Source organism: Mesorhizobium tianshanense (assembly GCF_007830515.1).
Classification (GTDB): Bacteria; Pseudomonadota; Alphaproteobacteria; order Rhizobiales; family Rhizobiaceae; genus Mesorhizobium; species Mesorhizobium tianshanense.
This window is the reverse complement of sequence record NZ_VLKT01000009.1, coordinates 17,842-33,195: the sequence shown is the minus strand read 5'-3', so window position 1 is coordinate 33,195 and position 15,354 is coordinate 17,842. Positions and strand designations below refer to the sequence as shown.

Sequence of the window (15,354 nt, the reverse complement as noted above, 5' to 3'; positions counted from 1 at the left end):
CCGTGAGCTGGACCGGACGCACAGGCGACTATTCGGCAGGAACCGCGGCTGCGTCGCATGCGGAGGTGTCGCAATCCGGCGTGGCAAGACTGCGCTGGCCGGCGAGCACGATGGCCAATGCGATTGTGCCCGCCGCCACCGACACCAGGAACCCGTTCTGTGCGCCAAAGGCATCCACCACCCATCCGGCGGCGAAGGAGCCGAGCGCCATGCCGATGCCGATGCCGGTCATGACCCAGGTGACACCCTCGGTCAGCATCGCCTCCGGCACGCGCCGCTCGATCAGGCCGAATGCCGTGATGAAGGTCGGCGAGATCGCCACGCCGCTGACGAAGACGGCGAGCGCCAGAAGAGGCACAGTGTCGGCGACGAGGAGCGGCAGCGTGGTGAGCGCGATGATGGCGACCGCGATGGCAAGCTGAATCTGCAGCGGCACCTTGAGATTCAGGGCGCCGATGACAATACCGACGACGAACGATCCGAGGGCGTAGACGCCGATGACGAGGCTGGCCGCGCTTGGCTGGCCAAGCTCCTTGGTGATTGCAACGGTGCTCACTTCCGTGGTCGCGAAGGTCGCGCCGATGAAGATCAGGGCCAAGGTGATGATTTGGACCGGCCGCAGGCGGATAGCCGAGCCGCTCGAGCCACGGTCCACCAGACGTACGTGCGGCTCGGTCGAGCGCTGCAGGATGAAGGCCGTCGAGCCGAAAGCGAGGAACAATGTGCTCGCCAACATCCCCGCTTCCGGGAAAAGGGCGACGCTCAGGCCCACCGATAGCGATGCGCCTGCGATGTAGACCAACTCGTCGGCCGCCGACTCGAAGGCGAACGCGGTGTTCATCTCGGGGCGATCCCGGAAGATCTCCGTCCAGCGCGCGCGCACCATTGCCGGGATGCTGGGCATTGCGGCGGCCAGCAGCGCCGACACGAATAGCGTCCATATCGGCCAGTCCTGATTGGCCGCCGCAATCAGCACCACGAATGCGATGACGGAAATGACCGTGGTGGGCACCACGATCCTTGACTGGCCGAGGCGGTCCACCAGTCGCGATACCTGCGGCGCGACGAACGCATTGGCCAGCGCAAATGTCGCGGAGACGGCGCCGGCCAGCCAGTATTCGCCGTATGTCTGCGACAGCATCGCGACGATGCCAATCGGAGCCATGGCGATCGGCAGCCGGGCAACGAAACCGGCTGCGGCGAAGCCCTTGGCTCCCTTTGCCTTGAAGATTTCGCGATAGGGATTGGGCATGAGAAGACTCCTGGATTATTGAGGCCGGGCCACTTATATACGTGACGTATGCAAATGAGATAATGACATACGAGGCGTATGTCAAATAATATACGAGACGTATGTGAAGGAAATGGGCGAATGGGGCACAGACCACGCAAGGAGATGATCGCCGAGACCCGCGCCAAACTGGTTGCCGCGGCGCGCCACGCCTTTGGCACCGTGGGCTACGCCGAAGCCTCGATGGACGACTTCACCGCGTCGGCCGGGCTGACGCGCGGCGCGCTCTATCATCATTTCGGCGACAAGAAGGGCCTTCTCCAGGCGGTCATCGCCGAGATCGACGCGGAAATGGTGGGCCGGCTGAAAGTCGTTTCGGCCAGGGCGGACAGTCTCTGGCAGGGCTTTGTCGACGAATGCACGGCCTATATTGAGATGGCGCTGGAACCGGAGATCCAGCGCATTGTCCTTCGCGATGGACCGGCTGTGCTCGGCGATCCATCGCAATGGCCGAGCCAGAATGAATGCATCCGCTCGATGAGCGAGAACCTTCAAAAGCTGAGGGACGAGGGAACCATCCTTGCCGTTGACCCCGAAGCCGCAGCAAGGCTGATCAGCGGCGCCTCGCTGCATGCCGCGCAGTGGATCGCAAATTCGGACGATCCAGAAGCGACGTCGAAAAAGGCGGTGAAGGCATTCAACGTGCTTCTGGAGGGGCTGCTCAAGCACGCTGGCAGGCCGCAGAACTCGAACCAGCCGGCATTGATCGGTTCGACCCAAGATTGACAACCGCCAACTTGAGGTCATCTTCTCAGTCATCTCTGAGGGGAGAGCTGGGGCATGTGGGATTTCCAAGTCGGCAAGTCGCTGTCCATCATGCTGCGGACGTGGCCCTTCATCGTCTTTCGCATGATCGTCTATTTCGGCATCACACTGGCCTACATCATGGCGACCGGCACGGGCGCCAGCGTCGGCTATGGCGTCGGCCACATCTCCACAGATCCTGACGGACCGCTGTCATTTGCCTTGTGGGGCGGGGTGGTCGGCTTCGGCGTCGTCTCGCTCGCCGTCTACTGGATCCGCGAATACATCCTCTACATCGTCAAGGCCGGCCACATTGCCGCGATGGTCCACCTGATCGATGGCCGCGACGTGCCCGGCGGCCAGAACCAGATCGCCTATGCCAGGAATGTCGTGAAGGAACGCTTCGCCGAGGCCAACACCCTTTTCGTGCTCGACCAATTGGTCAAGGGCGCCATCCGCGCCATCACCAGCCTGCTCGGCGGCGTTGCAGCGTTCCTGCCAATTCCAGGGCTCGGTGGACTGGTCAGCTTCATCAATACGGTCATCCGCCTGTCGCTGACCTATGTCGACGAGATCATCCTCGGCTACAACATCCGCATCAATTCCGCCTCGCCCTTTGAGACGGCGCGGCAAGGGGTCGTGCTTTACGCGCAGAACGGCAAGACCATGGTCAAGAACGCCATATGGCTGGCGGTCATCATGTGGGGCGTGTCCTTCGTCATTTTCTTGGCTATGCTGGCGCCGGCAGGCGCGGTCCTGTATTTCATGCCGGGTCAACTCGGCGGTTGGGCTTTCGTGCTGGCCATCGTCTTTGCCTGGGCCTTCAAGGCCGCCTTCATCGAACCGTTCGCCGTCGCTTCGCTGATGCAGGTCTATTTCAAGACCATCGAGGACCAGGTTCCGGACGCCGACTGGGACCGGCGGCTGACCGAGGCTTCCTCGAAATTCAGGCAACTCAGGGATAAGGCGCTGGCTTCTCTCGATGGTTCGCGCTGGAGCCAGCCGACGCCAGCCGCTTAAACCCTGTTGAACGTTCGCCCTTGGCTGCGCGAAAACATGGTCAAAGCCGTCAGGCGCGCCTATATCGGGGGGCATGGTCACCAGGCTTTACACACACCCGATCTTCCTAGAGCACATAACCCCTCCCGGTCATCCGGAGCGGCCCGACCGCTTGCGCGCCATCGAGCGCGTGCTCGACGACGAGGCCTTTGCGGCCCTCGATCGTGCTAACGCTCCGGAAGGCGACGAGGCCACCATCCTCTTCGCGCACCCGCAGGAATTCGTCGAGAAGGTCCGTGCCGCGATACCCGATACAGGCATTGCCCGCGTCGACGCCGACACCACGGCCAGCCCGAAGAGCTGGCAGGCGGCCGTGACGGCGATCGGCGCCGCCAACGCCGCTGTCGACGATGTCTTTCAGGGGCGCGCCGACAATGTCTTTGTCGCTGCGCGGCCGCCCGGCCACCATGCCGAGAAGACCACCGCCATGGGCTTTTGCCTGTTCAACACCGCGGCGATCGCGGCGCGCTACGCGCAAAGGCACCACCAGGCCGAGCGCGTTGCCATCGTCGACTGGGACGTGCACCACGGCAATGGCACGCAGGACATTTTCTGGGACGACCCGTCGGTGCTCTACTGCTCGACGCACCAGATGCCGCTTTACCCTGGGACCGGGGCTGTGAGCGAAACCGGCGCCGGCAACATCGTCAACGCGCCGCTGGCGCCGCAGACCGGCAGCGATGTCTTCCGCGATGCTTTCCTGTCGCGCATCTTGCCGACGCTCGACGATTTCGCACCTGACCTCATCATCATCTCGGCTGGCTTCGACGCGCACCACCGCGATCCGCTGGCCGAGATCAACCTGACCGAGGACGATTTCGACTGGGCGACCGGCCAGTTGATTGAGCGTGCCGGGCGCCACAGCGGCAACCGGCTCGTCAGCCTGCTCGAGGGCGGCTACGATCTGCAGGGACTGGCATTTTCGGTCGCCGCCCATGTCGGGCGACTGATGAAAGGATAGACGATGGCTGGTGAGATCAATGAAGACGTCAAGGCGATGAGCTTCGAGCAGGCGCTCGACGCGCTGGAGAAAATCGTCGATGATCTGGAGCGCGGCGACGTGCCGCTCGACCAGTCCATCCGCATCTACGAGCGCGGCGAGGCGCTGAAGGTGCATTGCGATCGGCTGCTCAAGGCGGCCGAGGACAAGGTCGAGAAGATCAGGCTTTCGCGCGACGGCAAGCCGGTGGGCACAGAGCCGCTGGATGCGGACTGAGGCAAGGCCCCGGATGACGGTCGCGCCTCACCGGCTTTTGGACATGATCATGATTGAGGATAAAACTCATCCCGATTGAAACGGCTCCAGGACGAGAGGAGATTGCGAACGATGTGCAGAAACATCAAGACCCTGTTCAATTTCGATCCGCCGGCAACCAATGACGAGGTCCGCGATGCCGCACTTCAGTTTGTCCGCAAGCTGAGCGGAACGACGCGGCCGTCGAAACAGAACCAGCATGCGTTCGACCACGCCGTCGAGGCCATAGCCGCATCGGCACGCGATTTGCTCGACAGCCTCGAGACGACCCAGCATCCGCGCAATCGCGAAGAGGTGGCGGCCAAGGCGAAAGCCAGATCTGCACTCCGCTTCGCCTGAGGAGCGCGCATGAGCTTCTTCCCCGGAAACGACCCTCTGCCTGGTGATGCTTTCGCCAGCGACCAGATCGAACTGATGGTCATTCCCAACGCCAAGGACATCGACGGCTTCCAGGTTCGCCGCGCTCTGCCGACCGCGAAGCGCCGTCTGGTCGGTCCATTCATCTTCTTCGACCGAATGGGGCCGGCGATTCTGCGGGCCGGCCAGGCGCTTGACGTCCGTCCGCATCCGCATATCGGCCTGTCGACGGTCACTTACCTGTTTGACGGCAAGATCCGGCACCGCGATTCGCTCGGCACCGAAATGGTGATCCAGCCCGGAGACGTGAATTTGATGACCGCCGGCCGCGGCATCGTCCATTCCGAGCGCACGCCGGAAGAGCTGCGCGGCGCGCCGATGTCGGTCTCTGGCCTGCAGACATGGCTGGCTCTGCCGGACGGCAAGGAGGAGGTCGCGCCGGTTTTCGAGAACACGGCGGCGATAAGTCTGCCCGAAATCGACGCCCAAGGCGTCAGCGGCCGCATCGTCATCGGCGCGTTTTCCGGGCTACGGTCTCCGGTCATGGCCGCTTCCGACACGCTCTACGCCGATCTCAGGCTGGCGCCCGGCACCAGCGTCAAAATCCCTGCCGATGCCGAGGAGCGCGCCATCTATACGTTGGAAGGCGAGGTTTCGATCGCTAGTGACCGCTTTCCGGCGGAGCGGCTGCTGGTGTTCCGGCCCGGCGACGAGATCGTCGTGTCGTCGGAGGGAGGCGCGCATTTCATGCTGTTCGGCGGCGCCTCGCTCGGCTCCAAGCGTTACATCTGGTGGAATTTCGTCTCATCGTCCAAGGAACGCATCGAACAGGCGAAAGAAGAATGGAAGACAGGCCGCTTCGATATCGTTCCTGGAGATGAAGAAGAGTTCATACCGCTGCCGGACAATTAGTTTGAAACGCCGCGCGTCCTTTTGGACGCGCAAGGGACGTTCTAACAGTTTGAATCTACCCCGCGTCACTGACACGCATTTACATTCGCCGGCCAGCGGCCTATTTCGCACATGAATAAAAAGCAGGCCCTACCACCAGTGAACGCAAAGCTCCAAACGCCGCTCCTCGACAAGGTCCGTATCCCAGCCGACCTCAGGACGCTCGATGAAAGCGAGCTGCCGCAGCTGGCATCGGAGCTCCGTGCCGAGTTGATCGACGCCGTGTCTCACACCGGCGGTCATCTCGGCGCCGGCCTCGGCGTGGTCGAACTGACGGTCGCATTGCACTATGTCTTCAACACGCCGGACGACCGGCTGATCTGGGACGTCGGCCACCAGGCCTATCCGCACAAGATCCTGACCGGTCGCCGCGATCGCATCCGCACGCTGCGGCAAGAGGGCGGCCTGTCCGGTTTCACCCGCCGCGCCGAGAGCGAATACGATCCGTTCGGCGCTGCCCACTCCTCGACCTCCATTTCCGCCGGCCTCGGCATGGCAATGGCGCGCGATCTCGCCGATGGCCGCAACAATGTCATTGCCGTCATCGGTGACGGCGCCATGTCGGCCGGCATGGCCTTTGAGGCGATGAACAATGCCGGCGCCCTCGATGCTCGGCTGATCGTCATCCTCAACGACAACGACATGTCGATCGCTCCGCCAACCGGCGCGATGAGCGCCTATCTGGCCCGTCTGGCTTCGGGCAAGACCTATTTGGGCTTGCGTGATTTCGGCAAGAAGCTGACCTCCTATCTCGGCGAGCGGGCTGATCGCGCGATCACGCGGGCGGTCGAGCATGCGCGCGGCTACGTCACCGGCGGCACGCTGTTCGAGGAGCTTGGCTTTTATCACATCGGCCCGATCGACGGACACAATCTCGAACACCTGATCCCGGTGCTGAAGAACGTCCGCGACAATGCGGACGGCCCGGTGCTGATCCACGTCGTGACCCAGAAGGGCAAGGGCTATGGACCGGCCGAGGCGGCTGCCGACAAATATCACGGCGTCAACAAGTTCGACGTCATTACCGGCGCGCAGGCCAAGGCGCCGGCCAACGCGCCGAGCTACACGAAGGTTTTTGCCGAAAGCCTGATCCAGGAGGCCCGGGAAGACGATCGCATCGTAGCCGTCACCGCCGCGATGCCGAACGGCACCGGCCTCGACCTCTTCGGCGAGGTGTTCCCGTCGAGGACCTTCGATGTCGGCATCGCCGAGCAGCATGCGGTAACCTTCGCCGCCGGCCTCGCCGCCGAAGGCCTAAAACCCTTCGCCGCGATCTATTCGACCTTCCTGCAGCGCGCCTACGATCAGGTGGTCCACGACGTGGCGATCCAGAACCTGCCGGTGCGCTTTCCGATCGATCGCGCCGGCTTCGTCGGTGCCGACGGGGCGACCCATTGCGGCGCCTTCGACACGACCTTTCTGGCGACACTGCCCGGTTTCGTCGTCATGGCCGCTGCGGACGAGGCGGAACTGCGCCACATGGTGCGCACGGCGGCAAGCTATGATGACGGTCCCATCGCCTTCCGCTACCCGCGCGGCAACGGCGTCGGCGTCGACATGCCGGAGCGTGGTTCGGTCCTCGAAATCGGCAAGGGCCGTATCGTCCGGGAGGGCACCAAGGTTGCGCTGCTGTCCTTCGGCACGCGGCTGCAGGACTGCCTGGCTGCGGCCGAGGAGCTCGGCGCGGCAGGGCTTTCCACCACGGTCGCCGATGCTCGTTTCGCCAAGCCGCTCGATGAGGATCTGATCCGGCGGCTGGCGCGTTCGCACGAGGTGCTGGTGACGGTGGAAGAGGGCGCAGTCGGCGGCTTCGCCAGCCACGTGCTGCAATTCCTGGCTCATGAAGGGCTGCTGGAAAGCGGCCTGAAGGTACGCCCGCTGGTGTTGCCCGACACCTTCGTCGATCACGCCAAGCCCGAAAAGATGTATGCCGATGCCGGGCTGGATGCCGCCGGCATCGTGCGCACCGTCTTTGTGGCGCTGGGACACGCCGCCAGCGCTCAAAGCGCCTGAATCAAAATCTCAACGGCTTGAATCAGTTTGCCGGCGGGCGGTCGTAACTGACTGTTTACGCTGCCATTTGGCGTTTTGCTTACCGTGTCTCTTGGCCGTTTTTCAACTGCACTCTGCTAGGATTTGATCAGGCAGGGAGACCGAACCAATGAAAACGCTTCTGTGCGGCGTGGCGCTTTTGGCCGTCGTTGCCATGCCGGCCTCGGCCGAAACGCCCTATGATAGGAACCTCGAAAAAGCGGTGATGGACATCGTCGCCGGCAAGATCGGCGAGATCCGCGGCGGTTTTTCCTATGGACAGATGCCGCAGCTGGTCGTTTCGCCGGAGGCCGCGCCGGCGCTGCATCCTCGCAAGGAAGCCTCCGGCAACGACGATCTGATGCCGGCGGTCGCGGACGATGTTCTAAATTAGGAGCTAGAACCACATATCGCGCACGCAGCGGCCATCGCCCGGCAGATCCTCGAATTTATGGAGGCCGTCGAAATGGTCGATTGGGAGGTCGGCGACGGCGTCGGGCGGCGCAAGCCTCACATTGACGGCGATTCGCGTGCGACCGGCGCTACTGGAGCGCAAACCACGCCAGGCCAGGACGCAGCCACATGTCGGACAGAACAGAATCTCGAGCGACGGGGCATGCTCTCCAGCGCGCGTATAAGAATTTGTCGGTCCCGCAAGGTGGATGCGTTCATCAAGATAATCGTAAGCCCAGAGCGCGCCATAGCGGCGGCAAAGCGTGCAATTGCAGGCTGTTATCGAGCCGGGATCGCCCTCCAACGTCCAGTGGGCGGCGCCGCAATGGCAGGTTCCGGTCAGCATCCCGTCCTCCTTCGCGTTCAGGCGGCAAAACGGCATATCATCCTGGCATTGTGCCGGACCTGGTACGATATTCAACTGATCGTGGGGCGACCTGATGCGTTCGCCGCTTTCCGAAGATGTTCGTTGTCTTCCCCAATGTCCTTGCCTTCGTGACAGGCTTTCGCCATGAAGGCCGATGAATTCCCCTCTGCCAGCCAGCGCACGCCAGCGGCTCGACGAACTGCTCGTCCAGCGCGGTCTGTTTCCCAGCCGCTCGCGCGCCCGCGATGCAGTCGAGCGTGGTACCGTCACGGTGGACGGCGCCGTCGCCCGCAAGCCTGGCCAGACCGTCTTGGCTGATTGCCTCATTGCCGTCGATGATCCGGCGCAGGGTTACGTGTCGCGCGCTGCGCTGAAGCTGATCGCCGGGCTCGACCATTTCGGTCTCGATCCCGCCGGCTGCGAAGCGCTCGACATCGGCGCCTCGACCGGCGGTTTCACCCAGGTGCTGCTCGAACGCGGCGCGGCGCATGTCACGGCGATCGATGTCGGGCATGGTCAGATGCATCCGGATATCGCTGGCGATCCTCGCGTGACTGACATCGAGGGATTGAACGCCCGCGATCTTTCGGCCGCCGATCTTGCCGGTCGCATTCCGGATTTCATCGTCTGCGATGTCAGCTTCATCTCGTTGAAACTGGCGCTGCCGCCGGCGCTCGCCATCGCCAAGGATGGCGCCAGGGCTGTCTTTCTGGTCAAGCCGCAATTCGAGGCCGGCCGCGAGGCGATCGGCAAGGGCGGCCTGCTGAAAGACCCCTACGACGCCGCGCGGGTCGCCGGCCTGCTGCAGGATTGGCTCGACGGCGTCCCCGGCTGGCGCTCACTGGGGCTGCATCTGTCCCCGATCGAGGGCGGCGACGGCAACCGCGAGTTCCTGCTCGCCGGGGTCAAGAACAGGGGGATCGGGAGCCGATGAGCGCGCGCTTTACGATCACGAGACTTGGCTCCCAGGGCGACGGTGTTGCCGAAACCGAAACCGGCGAGGTTTTCATTCCGTTCACGCTGCCCGATGAAACCGTCACCGCCGCGCGCGAAAAGGACCGCGCCACGCTGATGTCGGTGCTGGACGCGTCGCCGCTTCGCATCGATCCCGCCTGTCGGCATTTCACCGAATGCGGCGGCTGCGCCGTCCAGCATCTGGAGGCTGAAGCTTACCGGCACTGGAAGCGTGATAAGGTTGCGCATGCGCTGAACAGCAAGGGCATTGTCTGCGACGTCGACGCGCTGGTGCCGTGCGCGCCGCAGACGCGTCGCCGTGTCGTATTCACCGCCCGACGGAGCGAGGCCGGCATGCGGCTCGGCTTTGTTCGCGCGCTGTCCTCCGAAATCATTTCCATCCAGGAATGCCCGATCTCGCTGCCGGGGATCGTCGCAAAGCTCGACCGTCTGAAAGCACTCGCCGAACTGGTTTGCGCATCGACCAAATCGTTTCGCATGACGGTCACGATGACCGGTTCCGGCCTCGATGTCGCGGTTCACGATTCCGGCAAGCTTGGCGAGCACCAGCGCCGCATCGCCTCCAACTTCCTCATCGCCGAGGGATTGGCCAGGCTTTCGGTCGACGGCGAGATCATCATCGAGCCCAAAAAGCCCGTTGTCATGTTCGGCGGCATCGCTGTCGCGGTCCCGCCGGGCGCCTTCCTTCAGGCGACCGAGGCCGCCGAGCAGGCGATGGCGGACATCGTCGGCCGGCACCTCGCACGCGCCAAAAAGGTCGCCGATCTCTTCGCCGGCTGCGGCAGCTTTGCGCTACGCCTAGCCGCGAAGTCGGAAGTCCATGCGGTGGAGGGCGACGCGGCAGCGCTTTCGGCGCTCGACCGGGCATTCCGTTTCGCCATCGGATTGAAGCGGGTGACCAGCGAACGGCGCGACTTGTTCCGGCGGCCGCTTACCTCCAAGGAGTTGAATACCTTCGACGGCGTCGTGTTCGATCCACCTCGCGCCGGCGCCGAGGACCAGTCGAAGCAGATCGCCCGTTCCGACGTGCCGGTGGTTGCGGCGGTATCCTGCAATCCGGTGACACTGGCCAGGGATCTGCGCATTCTCATCGATGGCGGCTATGCCCTGAAAAGCATTACCCCGATCGACCAGTTCCTGTGGTCGCCGCATGTCGAGGCCGTCGCGCTGCTGGAGAAGCCGAGGCGAAGGCGATAGGGAAGGAGAAACCTGGATTGACAATAGTGAAGCTTGAACCGTCTGTGAAATGAGTAGAGGTTCATCAGACGCTTTTTTCAGAGGTTGTCATGAACTCTGGAGCCTTCGAAATTCCAGCGTTGTGCTTCGTCGAGGAACAGTCGTCATTCCTCTCGGCGAGGCGGGTTGCCGAACTGCTCGGCGTCAACCTGTCCGAACTGGCTGGCCTGATCGGTGTCCCGCGCAGCACGCTTGCCGCTAAGGCTGGCGCGCGCAAGGTCGACGCGGCGCTTAGCCCCATCGTCCGCATTCTGACGATGGCGGGGGAAATGGCGGATAGCGAGCAACGTGCGGCGATCTGGTTCAAGCATCAGCCGATCCCCGGCTGGGCAGGAGAGACCGCCTACGATCTCGTACGCGAGGGCAAGACGGACAAGGTGTTTGCCTATCTGGAAGCCGTCCGCGCCGGTATCTATGCCTGACAACTTCGTGCCGCACCGGGACAGCATGGGTGGTTGGCCGGGAGTCCGCTACGCTTCTTGCACGCCGTCATATCCGGCCGCCTTTGCGGCCTTGATGAACTTGCGGTCAAAAGTCGCGAAGCCAGTGCAGTGAGCGGACTTGCTCAGATGCAGTGCGTCAGCGAAATCCAATCCCCTTTCGGAGAGGTCGAGCGCGGACGACACGACCGCTCCGTCCTCTACCTCCACCGTGGGGAGTCCACTAAACGCCCGTAGCGTTCGAGCGATTTCGAGCGGCGCAAAACCATAGGTGCTGCGCAACACCCACTCGACTTCCAGGATCACCGTGACGGCGACAAAGACTAGCTGGCTGTCGATCAGCGCCCGGGCGCGGGAAGACTGCGTCGGGTGATCGCCCGTCAGGTAGCGGACGATCAGGTTGGTATCAATCGCGAGCATGGCGCCGCCGCGCTTCGGCGAGCACACCGGCATCCATTTCTTCCAGCGTCTTCGGCCTGCCCTTATGAGGCAGGGACCCAAACACGTCTTCTGGCCGTGTCTCGGCGAAGACCGGCGCTGACTTCAGCAGCACGCCTTCCGGGGTATCCTCGACCAGAAGGCGCGTGCCTGCGTCCCATTCCCTGCGTTTGCGGATCGCGCTAGGCAGGATGACCTGTCCCTTGGTCGAGACGGTGGTTATGAGTTTTTCCGCGCCAGCCATCACTGCTTGCCCTCTTGATGTAAGACAAACGTAAGATAGATGGAGACCGCGCCGAATTCAAGACTACGAAGCGAGGTTGTCAGCTTCCATCAAACCCGCGTGCCGCCGACCGTCATCTGGTTCATCCTGAGATGCGGCTGGCCGACGCCAACTGGCACGCCCTGTCCGGCCTTGCCGCACATGCCGATGCCGGTGTCGAGCTTCATGTCGTTGCCGACCATCGCAACCCGGTGCATGGCGTCCGGCCCGTTGCCGATCAGCATGGCGCCCTTGATCGGCTGCGTCACCTTGCCGTTCTCGATCATGTAGGCCTCGGTGCAGCCGAACACGAATTTTCCCGACGTGATGTCGACCTGGCCACCGCCGAAGGAGACGGCATAGATGCCGTTCTTGACCGAGGCGATGATCTCTTCCGGCTCCATGTCGCCTGATGTCATGTAGGTGTTGGTCATGCGCGGCATCGGCTGGTGCGCGTAACCTTGGCGCCGTCCGTTGCCGGTGGCTTTCATGCCCATAAGCCGGGCATTCTGGCGGTCCTGCATGTAGCCGACAAGCTTGCCGTCGTCGATCAGCACGTTGTGGGCAGACGGCGTGCCTTCGTCATCGACGGTCAGCGAGCCGCGCCGCTCGGCCATCGTGCCATCGTCGACGACGGTGACGCCTTTCGCGGCCACTTGCTGGCCCAACAGCCCGGCGAATGCCGATGTCTTCTTGCGGTTGAAGTCGCCTTCCAGCCCGTGGCCGACGGCCTCGTGCAGCATCACGCCCGGCCAACCGCTGGAGAGCACGATGTCGAAGGTGCCGGCGGGCGCCGGAATGGCTTCGAGGTTGACCAGCGCCTGCCGCAGCGCCTCCTTGGCCGCGTGCTTCCAGCTCTCCTCGACCAGGAATTCGCCAAACCCCTTGCGTCCGCCCATGCCGTAGGAGCCGCTTTCCTGGCGGTCGCCATTGCCGACCACCACCGACACGTTGATCCTGACCAGCGGGCGAATGTCGCGCACCATCTGGCCGTCGGCACGCACGATCTCGACATGCTGCCAGGAGGCGGCGAGGGACGCCGTTACCTGCCGCACGCGCGGATCCTCGGCTCGCAGCCAGGCGTCGATCTCCTGGAGGAGCTTGGCCTTGGCCTCGAAGGAGGGCGAAGGGATCGGGTTCTCGTCGCCATAGAGATGACGATTGGTGCGGGCGGGCGCCGCGGCGAGCGTGCCGGAATAGCCGCCCTTGACCGTTGATACGGCGTCGGCCGCGCGCAGCAGCGATGCTTCGGAAAGATCGCTGGAATGCGCGTAGCCGCTGGCTTCGCCGGCGACGGCGCGTAGCCCAAAACCCTGGTCGGTGTTGAAATTGGCGGTTTTCAGCCGGCCATTGTCGAACATCAGCGCTTCGCTCTCGCTGTATTCGAGGAACAACTCGCCATCGTCGGCGCCGTTGATGGTCTCGGCGACGATCTGCTTGATGCGATCGTCGGAAATGTCGAATTGGCCGATGAGGCTGTTCATGGCAGGTCCGTCCGTGGAAAGAGTTTGTCCTCACGATGTAGGCGCGAAGGTGCGCCCAGACAATCGGCAATGACCACTGTCATCGCCAAAGCCGGTCACAATCTCTTTTCGTTGGTTAGGATTTTGGGATCCTGGCCCAGTCTCAAGGCAGGGCGGCGAAACCGTCGGCGAAGCCCTTGAGTTCGACCGGGATGCCGATGCCTTCCTCCGGCGTCTGGAAGACGATGAAGGTGGCCGACGTTCCGGTCTTCAGCGTGTCGAGCAGCGGCTTTTCGAGAATGACTTCGGCATAACAGCCGTCCTGGAAGCAGCGCACGAAATAGGCCCGGCCGATGTCCTTGCCGTCGACATTGAGGCCGAGCCCGTTAGGCAGCAGCACGCCAAGCGGCGCCAGCACGCGCAGGATTTCGGCCTTGTTGTCGGCGGTGCGCAGCACGACGACGGAAAGCCCCATCTCGGGACGGTCCTCGGCGACGACGTTCTGCATCATCACGCATTGTTCCGATGTGGCGCCAGCCGGGGTGTCGCAGATGATCGACCACGCGCCATGCGTCGACTGCACCTTGCCGCTTGGCTGCGCGGCATTGGCCGGGATGACACCGGACAGGCCAATGCCAAACGAGGCAGCGAGAAGGATGACCTTCGGCAAGGCTCTCGAAAGCCCAAATCTCTCAAGCTTAAGTCTCGTAAGCCCAAGTCCCCAAAGCCAAGAGTTCATGACGGCTCCATTGCGAATCACGGCACTTTAAGCCGCGCCAAGGGCAAGTAAAGGACGAGACCACTGCCAGCCTGCTACGACCAGGGGAATTGTGCGCTTTTTCCGTGCCAAATTCGCCCGAATTGCGACCGGCCGGCCTATTTTGGCGGGACACTCCGCCGGTTGGGCCTCCGCGATCCGCCACCGCCGCGGCCGCCGCCAAAAGGCGCATCCGCGCTTGCGCGCAAAAATGCCGCACGGTTTCGTCCGCTCCTTTCTTGCGGAGGCAAATAGAGTATGGTTTGAACCAGCCTTGGGACTGTCCGGGATTCCCGTCCTGGCGTTGTTCGATATTCTTGCGGTCCGATCGCGAGGAACTGGGAGATAATGAGGGCAATGAGAAAATTCCTAGCAGGCGCCAAATTCCTAGCAAGCGCTTGGGCCGCCGCCACACTGTTCACCGGTGCGTCCGCACACGCGGCCCAGCCTGCGCCGTGGGAGGTGACCTTCCAGCCCGCCGCCACCGACATTATGCGGCAGATCGCCTGGTTCGAGCACTACACGCTGTGGTTCATCGTGCCGATCACGCTCTTCGTGCTCGCTCTTATCGCCTATTGCATCTTGAAATTCCGCGCGAGCGTCAACCCGACCCCCTCGCGCACCAGCCACAACACGCTGATCGAGGTGATCTGGACGGTTGGACCGGTCGTGGTCCTGCTCTGCCTCGCCATCCCCTCGTTCCAGCTCTTGACCGCGCAATACACCCCGCCGGAGGAAGCCAAGCTGACCGTCAAGGCGACGGGAAACCAGTGGAACTGGGACTACGAATACCAGATCGAAAACACGCTTTCCTTCAACTCCGCGATCCTTGCGGATGCTGACCGCGCGGCGGCCGGCAAGGAAGATCGTGCCGTCTATCCGCGCCTGCTCGCTGTCGACAACGAGATGGTGGTGCCGGTCAACACCATGACCCGCGTGCTGGTGACGGCGACCGACGTGATCCACGCTTTTGCGATGCCGTCCTTCGGCATCAAGACCGACGCGGTTCCGGGCCGCATCAACGAGGTCTGGTTCAAGGCGGAAAAGGAAGGCCTCTACTACGGCCAGTGTTCGGAGCTGTGCGGCAAGGACCACGCCTTCATGCCGATCGCGATCCGCGTCGTCTCCGACGACCAGTACAAGACCTGGCTGGCGGCAGCTGGCACCGACCTTCCCGGCGCCAACAAGGCGCTGATGGCTAAGGTGGACGGCGCAAACAAGGTAGCGGCCGCCGGCAACTGATGCCGCGGCCACAAAAGATCAGGGAACGGAGCC

Annotated in this window: 18 protein-coding genes; 12 read left to right on the top strand and 6 right to left on the bottom strand. The window is 63.1% G+C overall.

Going from position 1 to position 15,354, the window contains the following annotated elements:
* Positions 1-28: 28 nt before the first annotated feature.
* Positions 29-1,252 (bottom strand): MFS transporter, encoded by a 1,224-nt coding sequence (locus IQ26_RS08845; RefSeq protein ID WP_145715953.1) that lies wholly within the window; start codon positions 1,250-1,252, stop codon positions 29-31.
* Between the two features lie 120 nt (positions 1,253-1,372).
* Between IQ26_RS08845 and IQ26_RS08840 the strand changes: the two genes are divergently transcribed.
* From IQ26_RS08840 to IQ26_RS08805, 8 genes are all read left to right on the top strand, one after another.
* Entirely contained in the window at positions 1,373-2,017 is a 645-nt protein-coding gene (locus tag IQ26_RS08840) for a TetR/AcrR family transcriptional regulator (RefSeq protein WP_145715951.1), read from the top strand.
* Between the two features lie 54 nt (positions 2,018-2,071).
* Positions 2,072-3,055 (top strand): hypothetical protein, encoded by a 984-nt coding sequence (locus IQ26_RS08835; RefSeq protein WP_145715949.1) that lies wholly within the window; start codon positions 2,072-2,074, stop codon positions 3,053-3,055.
* 73 nt (positions 3,056-3,128) lie between these two features.
* Entirely contained in the window at positions 3,129-4,055 is a 927-nt protein-coding gene (locus tag IQ26_RS08830) for a histone deacetylase family protein (RefSeq protein ID WP_145715947.1), read from the top strand.
* Positions 4,056-4,058: 3 nt separating this feature from the next.
* Positions 4,059-4,310: an exodeoxyribonuclease VII small subunit gene (locus IQ26_RS08825; protein WP_140671818.1), complete on the top strand. Its 252-nt coding sequence runs from the start codon at positions 4,059-4,061 to the stop codon at positions 4,308-4,310.
* 111 nt (positions 4,311-4,421) lie between these two features.
* A complete protein-coding gene (locus IQ26_RS08820) occupies positions 4,422-4,688 on the top strand; it encodes a DUF2277 domain-containing protein (RefSeq protein ID WP_145715945.1) in 267 nt (88 codons plus the stop codon).
* A gap of 9 nt (positions 4,689-4,697) precedes the next feature.
* Entirely contained in the window at positions 4,698-5,618 is a 921-nt protein-coding gene (locus IQ26_RS08815) for a pirin family protein (protein ID WP_145715943.1), read from the top strand.
* Between the two features lie 111 nt (positions 5,619-5,729).
* Positions 5,730-7,670, top strand: a complete 1,941-nt coding sequence (gene dxs, locus IQ26_RS08810) for a 1-deoxy-D-xylulose-5-phosphate synthase (protein ID WP_208760126.1) — start codon at positions 5,730-5,732, stop codon at positions 7,668-7,670.
* A 148-nt stretch (positions 7,671-7,818) separates the two neighbouring features.
* Positions 7,819-8,082 (top strand): hypothetical protein, encoded by a 264-nt coding sequence (locus tag IQ26_RS08805; protein WP_145715939.1) that lies wholly within the window; start codon positions 7,819-7,821, stop codon positions 8,080-8,082.
* Between the two features lie 3 nt (positions 8,083-8,085).
* Here IQ26_RS08805 and IQ26_RS08800 read toward each other — a convergent pair whose 3' ends face one another.
* A complete protein-coding gene (locus IQ26_RS08800; RefSeq protein WP_145715938.1) occupies positions 8,086-8,487 on the bottom strand; it encodes a GFA family protein in 402 nt (133 codons plus the stop codon).
* Between the two features lie 175 nt (positions 8,488-8,662).
* Between IQ26_RS08800 and IQ26_RS08795 the strand changes: the two genes are divergently transcribed.
* From IQ26_RS08795 to IQ26_RS08785, 3 genes are all read left to right on the top strand, one after another.
* The gene (locus IQ26_RS08795; RefSeq protein ID WP_145715936.1) at positions 8,663-9,442 is read left to right on the top strand and encodes a TlyA family RNA methyltransferase; all 780 of its coding nucleotides are present in this window, start codon (positions 8,663-8,665) and stop codon (positions 9,440-9,442) included.
* Positions 9,439-10,680 (top strand): class I SAM-dependent RNA methyltransferase, encoded by a 1,242-nt coding sequence (locus IQ26_RS08790; RefSeq protein ID WP_145715934.1) that lies wholly within the window; start codon positions 9,439-9,441, stop codon positions 10,678-10,680. Before IQ26_RS08795 ends, IQ26_RS08790 begins: the two co-directional genes overlap by 4 nt.
* Positions 10,681-10,769: 89 nt before the next feature.
* Positions 10,770-11,141, top strand: coding sequence for an antitoxin Xre-like helix-turn-helix domain-containing protein (locus IQ26_RS08785; RefSeq protein WP_145715932.1), 372 nt, complete (start codon positions 10,770-10,772; stop codon positions 11,139-11,141).
* A gap of 48 nt (positions 11,142-11,189) precedes the next feature.
* On the opposite strand, the gene IQ26_RS08780 is transcribed toward IQ26_RS08785, so the two are convergent.
* From IQ26_RS08780 to IQ26_RS08765, 4 genes are all read right to left on the bottom strand, one after another.
* Positions 11,190-11,579: a type II toxin-antitoxin system VapC family toxin gene (locus IQ26_RS08780; protein WP_145715930.1), complete on the bottom strand. Its 390-nt coding sequence runs from the start codon at positions 11,577-11,579 to the stop codon at positions 11,190-11,192.
* The gene (locus tag IQ26_RS08775; protein WP_145715927.1) at positions 11,566-11,841 is read right to left on the bottom strand and encodes an AbrB/MazE/SpoVT family DNA-binding domain-containing protein; all 276 of its coding nucleotides are present in this window, start codon (positions 11,839-11,841) and stop codon (positions 11,566-11,568) included. Before IQ26_RS08775 ends, IQ26_RS08780 begins: the two co-directional genes overlap by 14 nt.
* 89 nt (positions 11,842-11,930) lie before the next feature.
* Complete coding sequence (gene tldD / locus IQ26_RS08770; protein WP_145715925.1) at positions 11,931-13,343, bottom strand: metalloprotease TldD; 1,413 nt, start codon at positions 13,341-13,343, stop codon at positions 11,931-11,933.
* 142 nt (positions 13,344-13,485) lie between these two features.
* Complete coding sequence (locus IQ26_RS08765; RefSeq protein ID WP_162457902.1) at positions 13,486-14,061, bottom strand: invasion associated locus B family protein; 576 nt, start codon at positions 14,059-14,061, stop codon at positions 13,486-13,488.
* Between the two features lie 375 nt (positions 14,062-14,436).
* Between IQ26_RS08765 and coxB the strand changes: the two genes are divergently transcribed.
* A complete protein-coding gene (coxB, locus tag IQ26_RS08760) occupies positions 14,437-15,321 on the top strand; it encodes a cytochrome c oxidase subunit II (RefSeq protein WP_145715923.1) in 885 nt (294 codons plus the stop codon).
* Positions 15,322-15,354 lie beyond the last annotated feature (33 nt).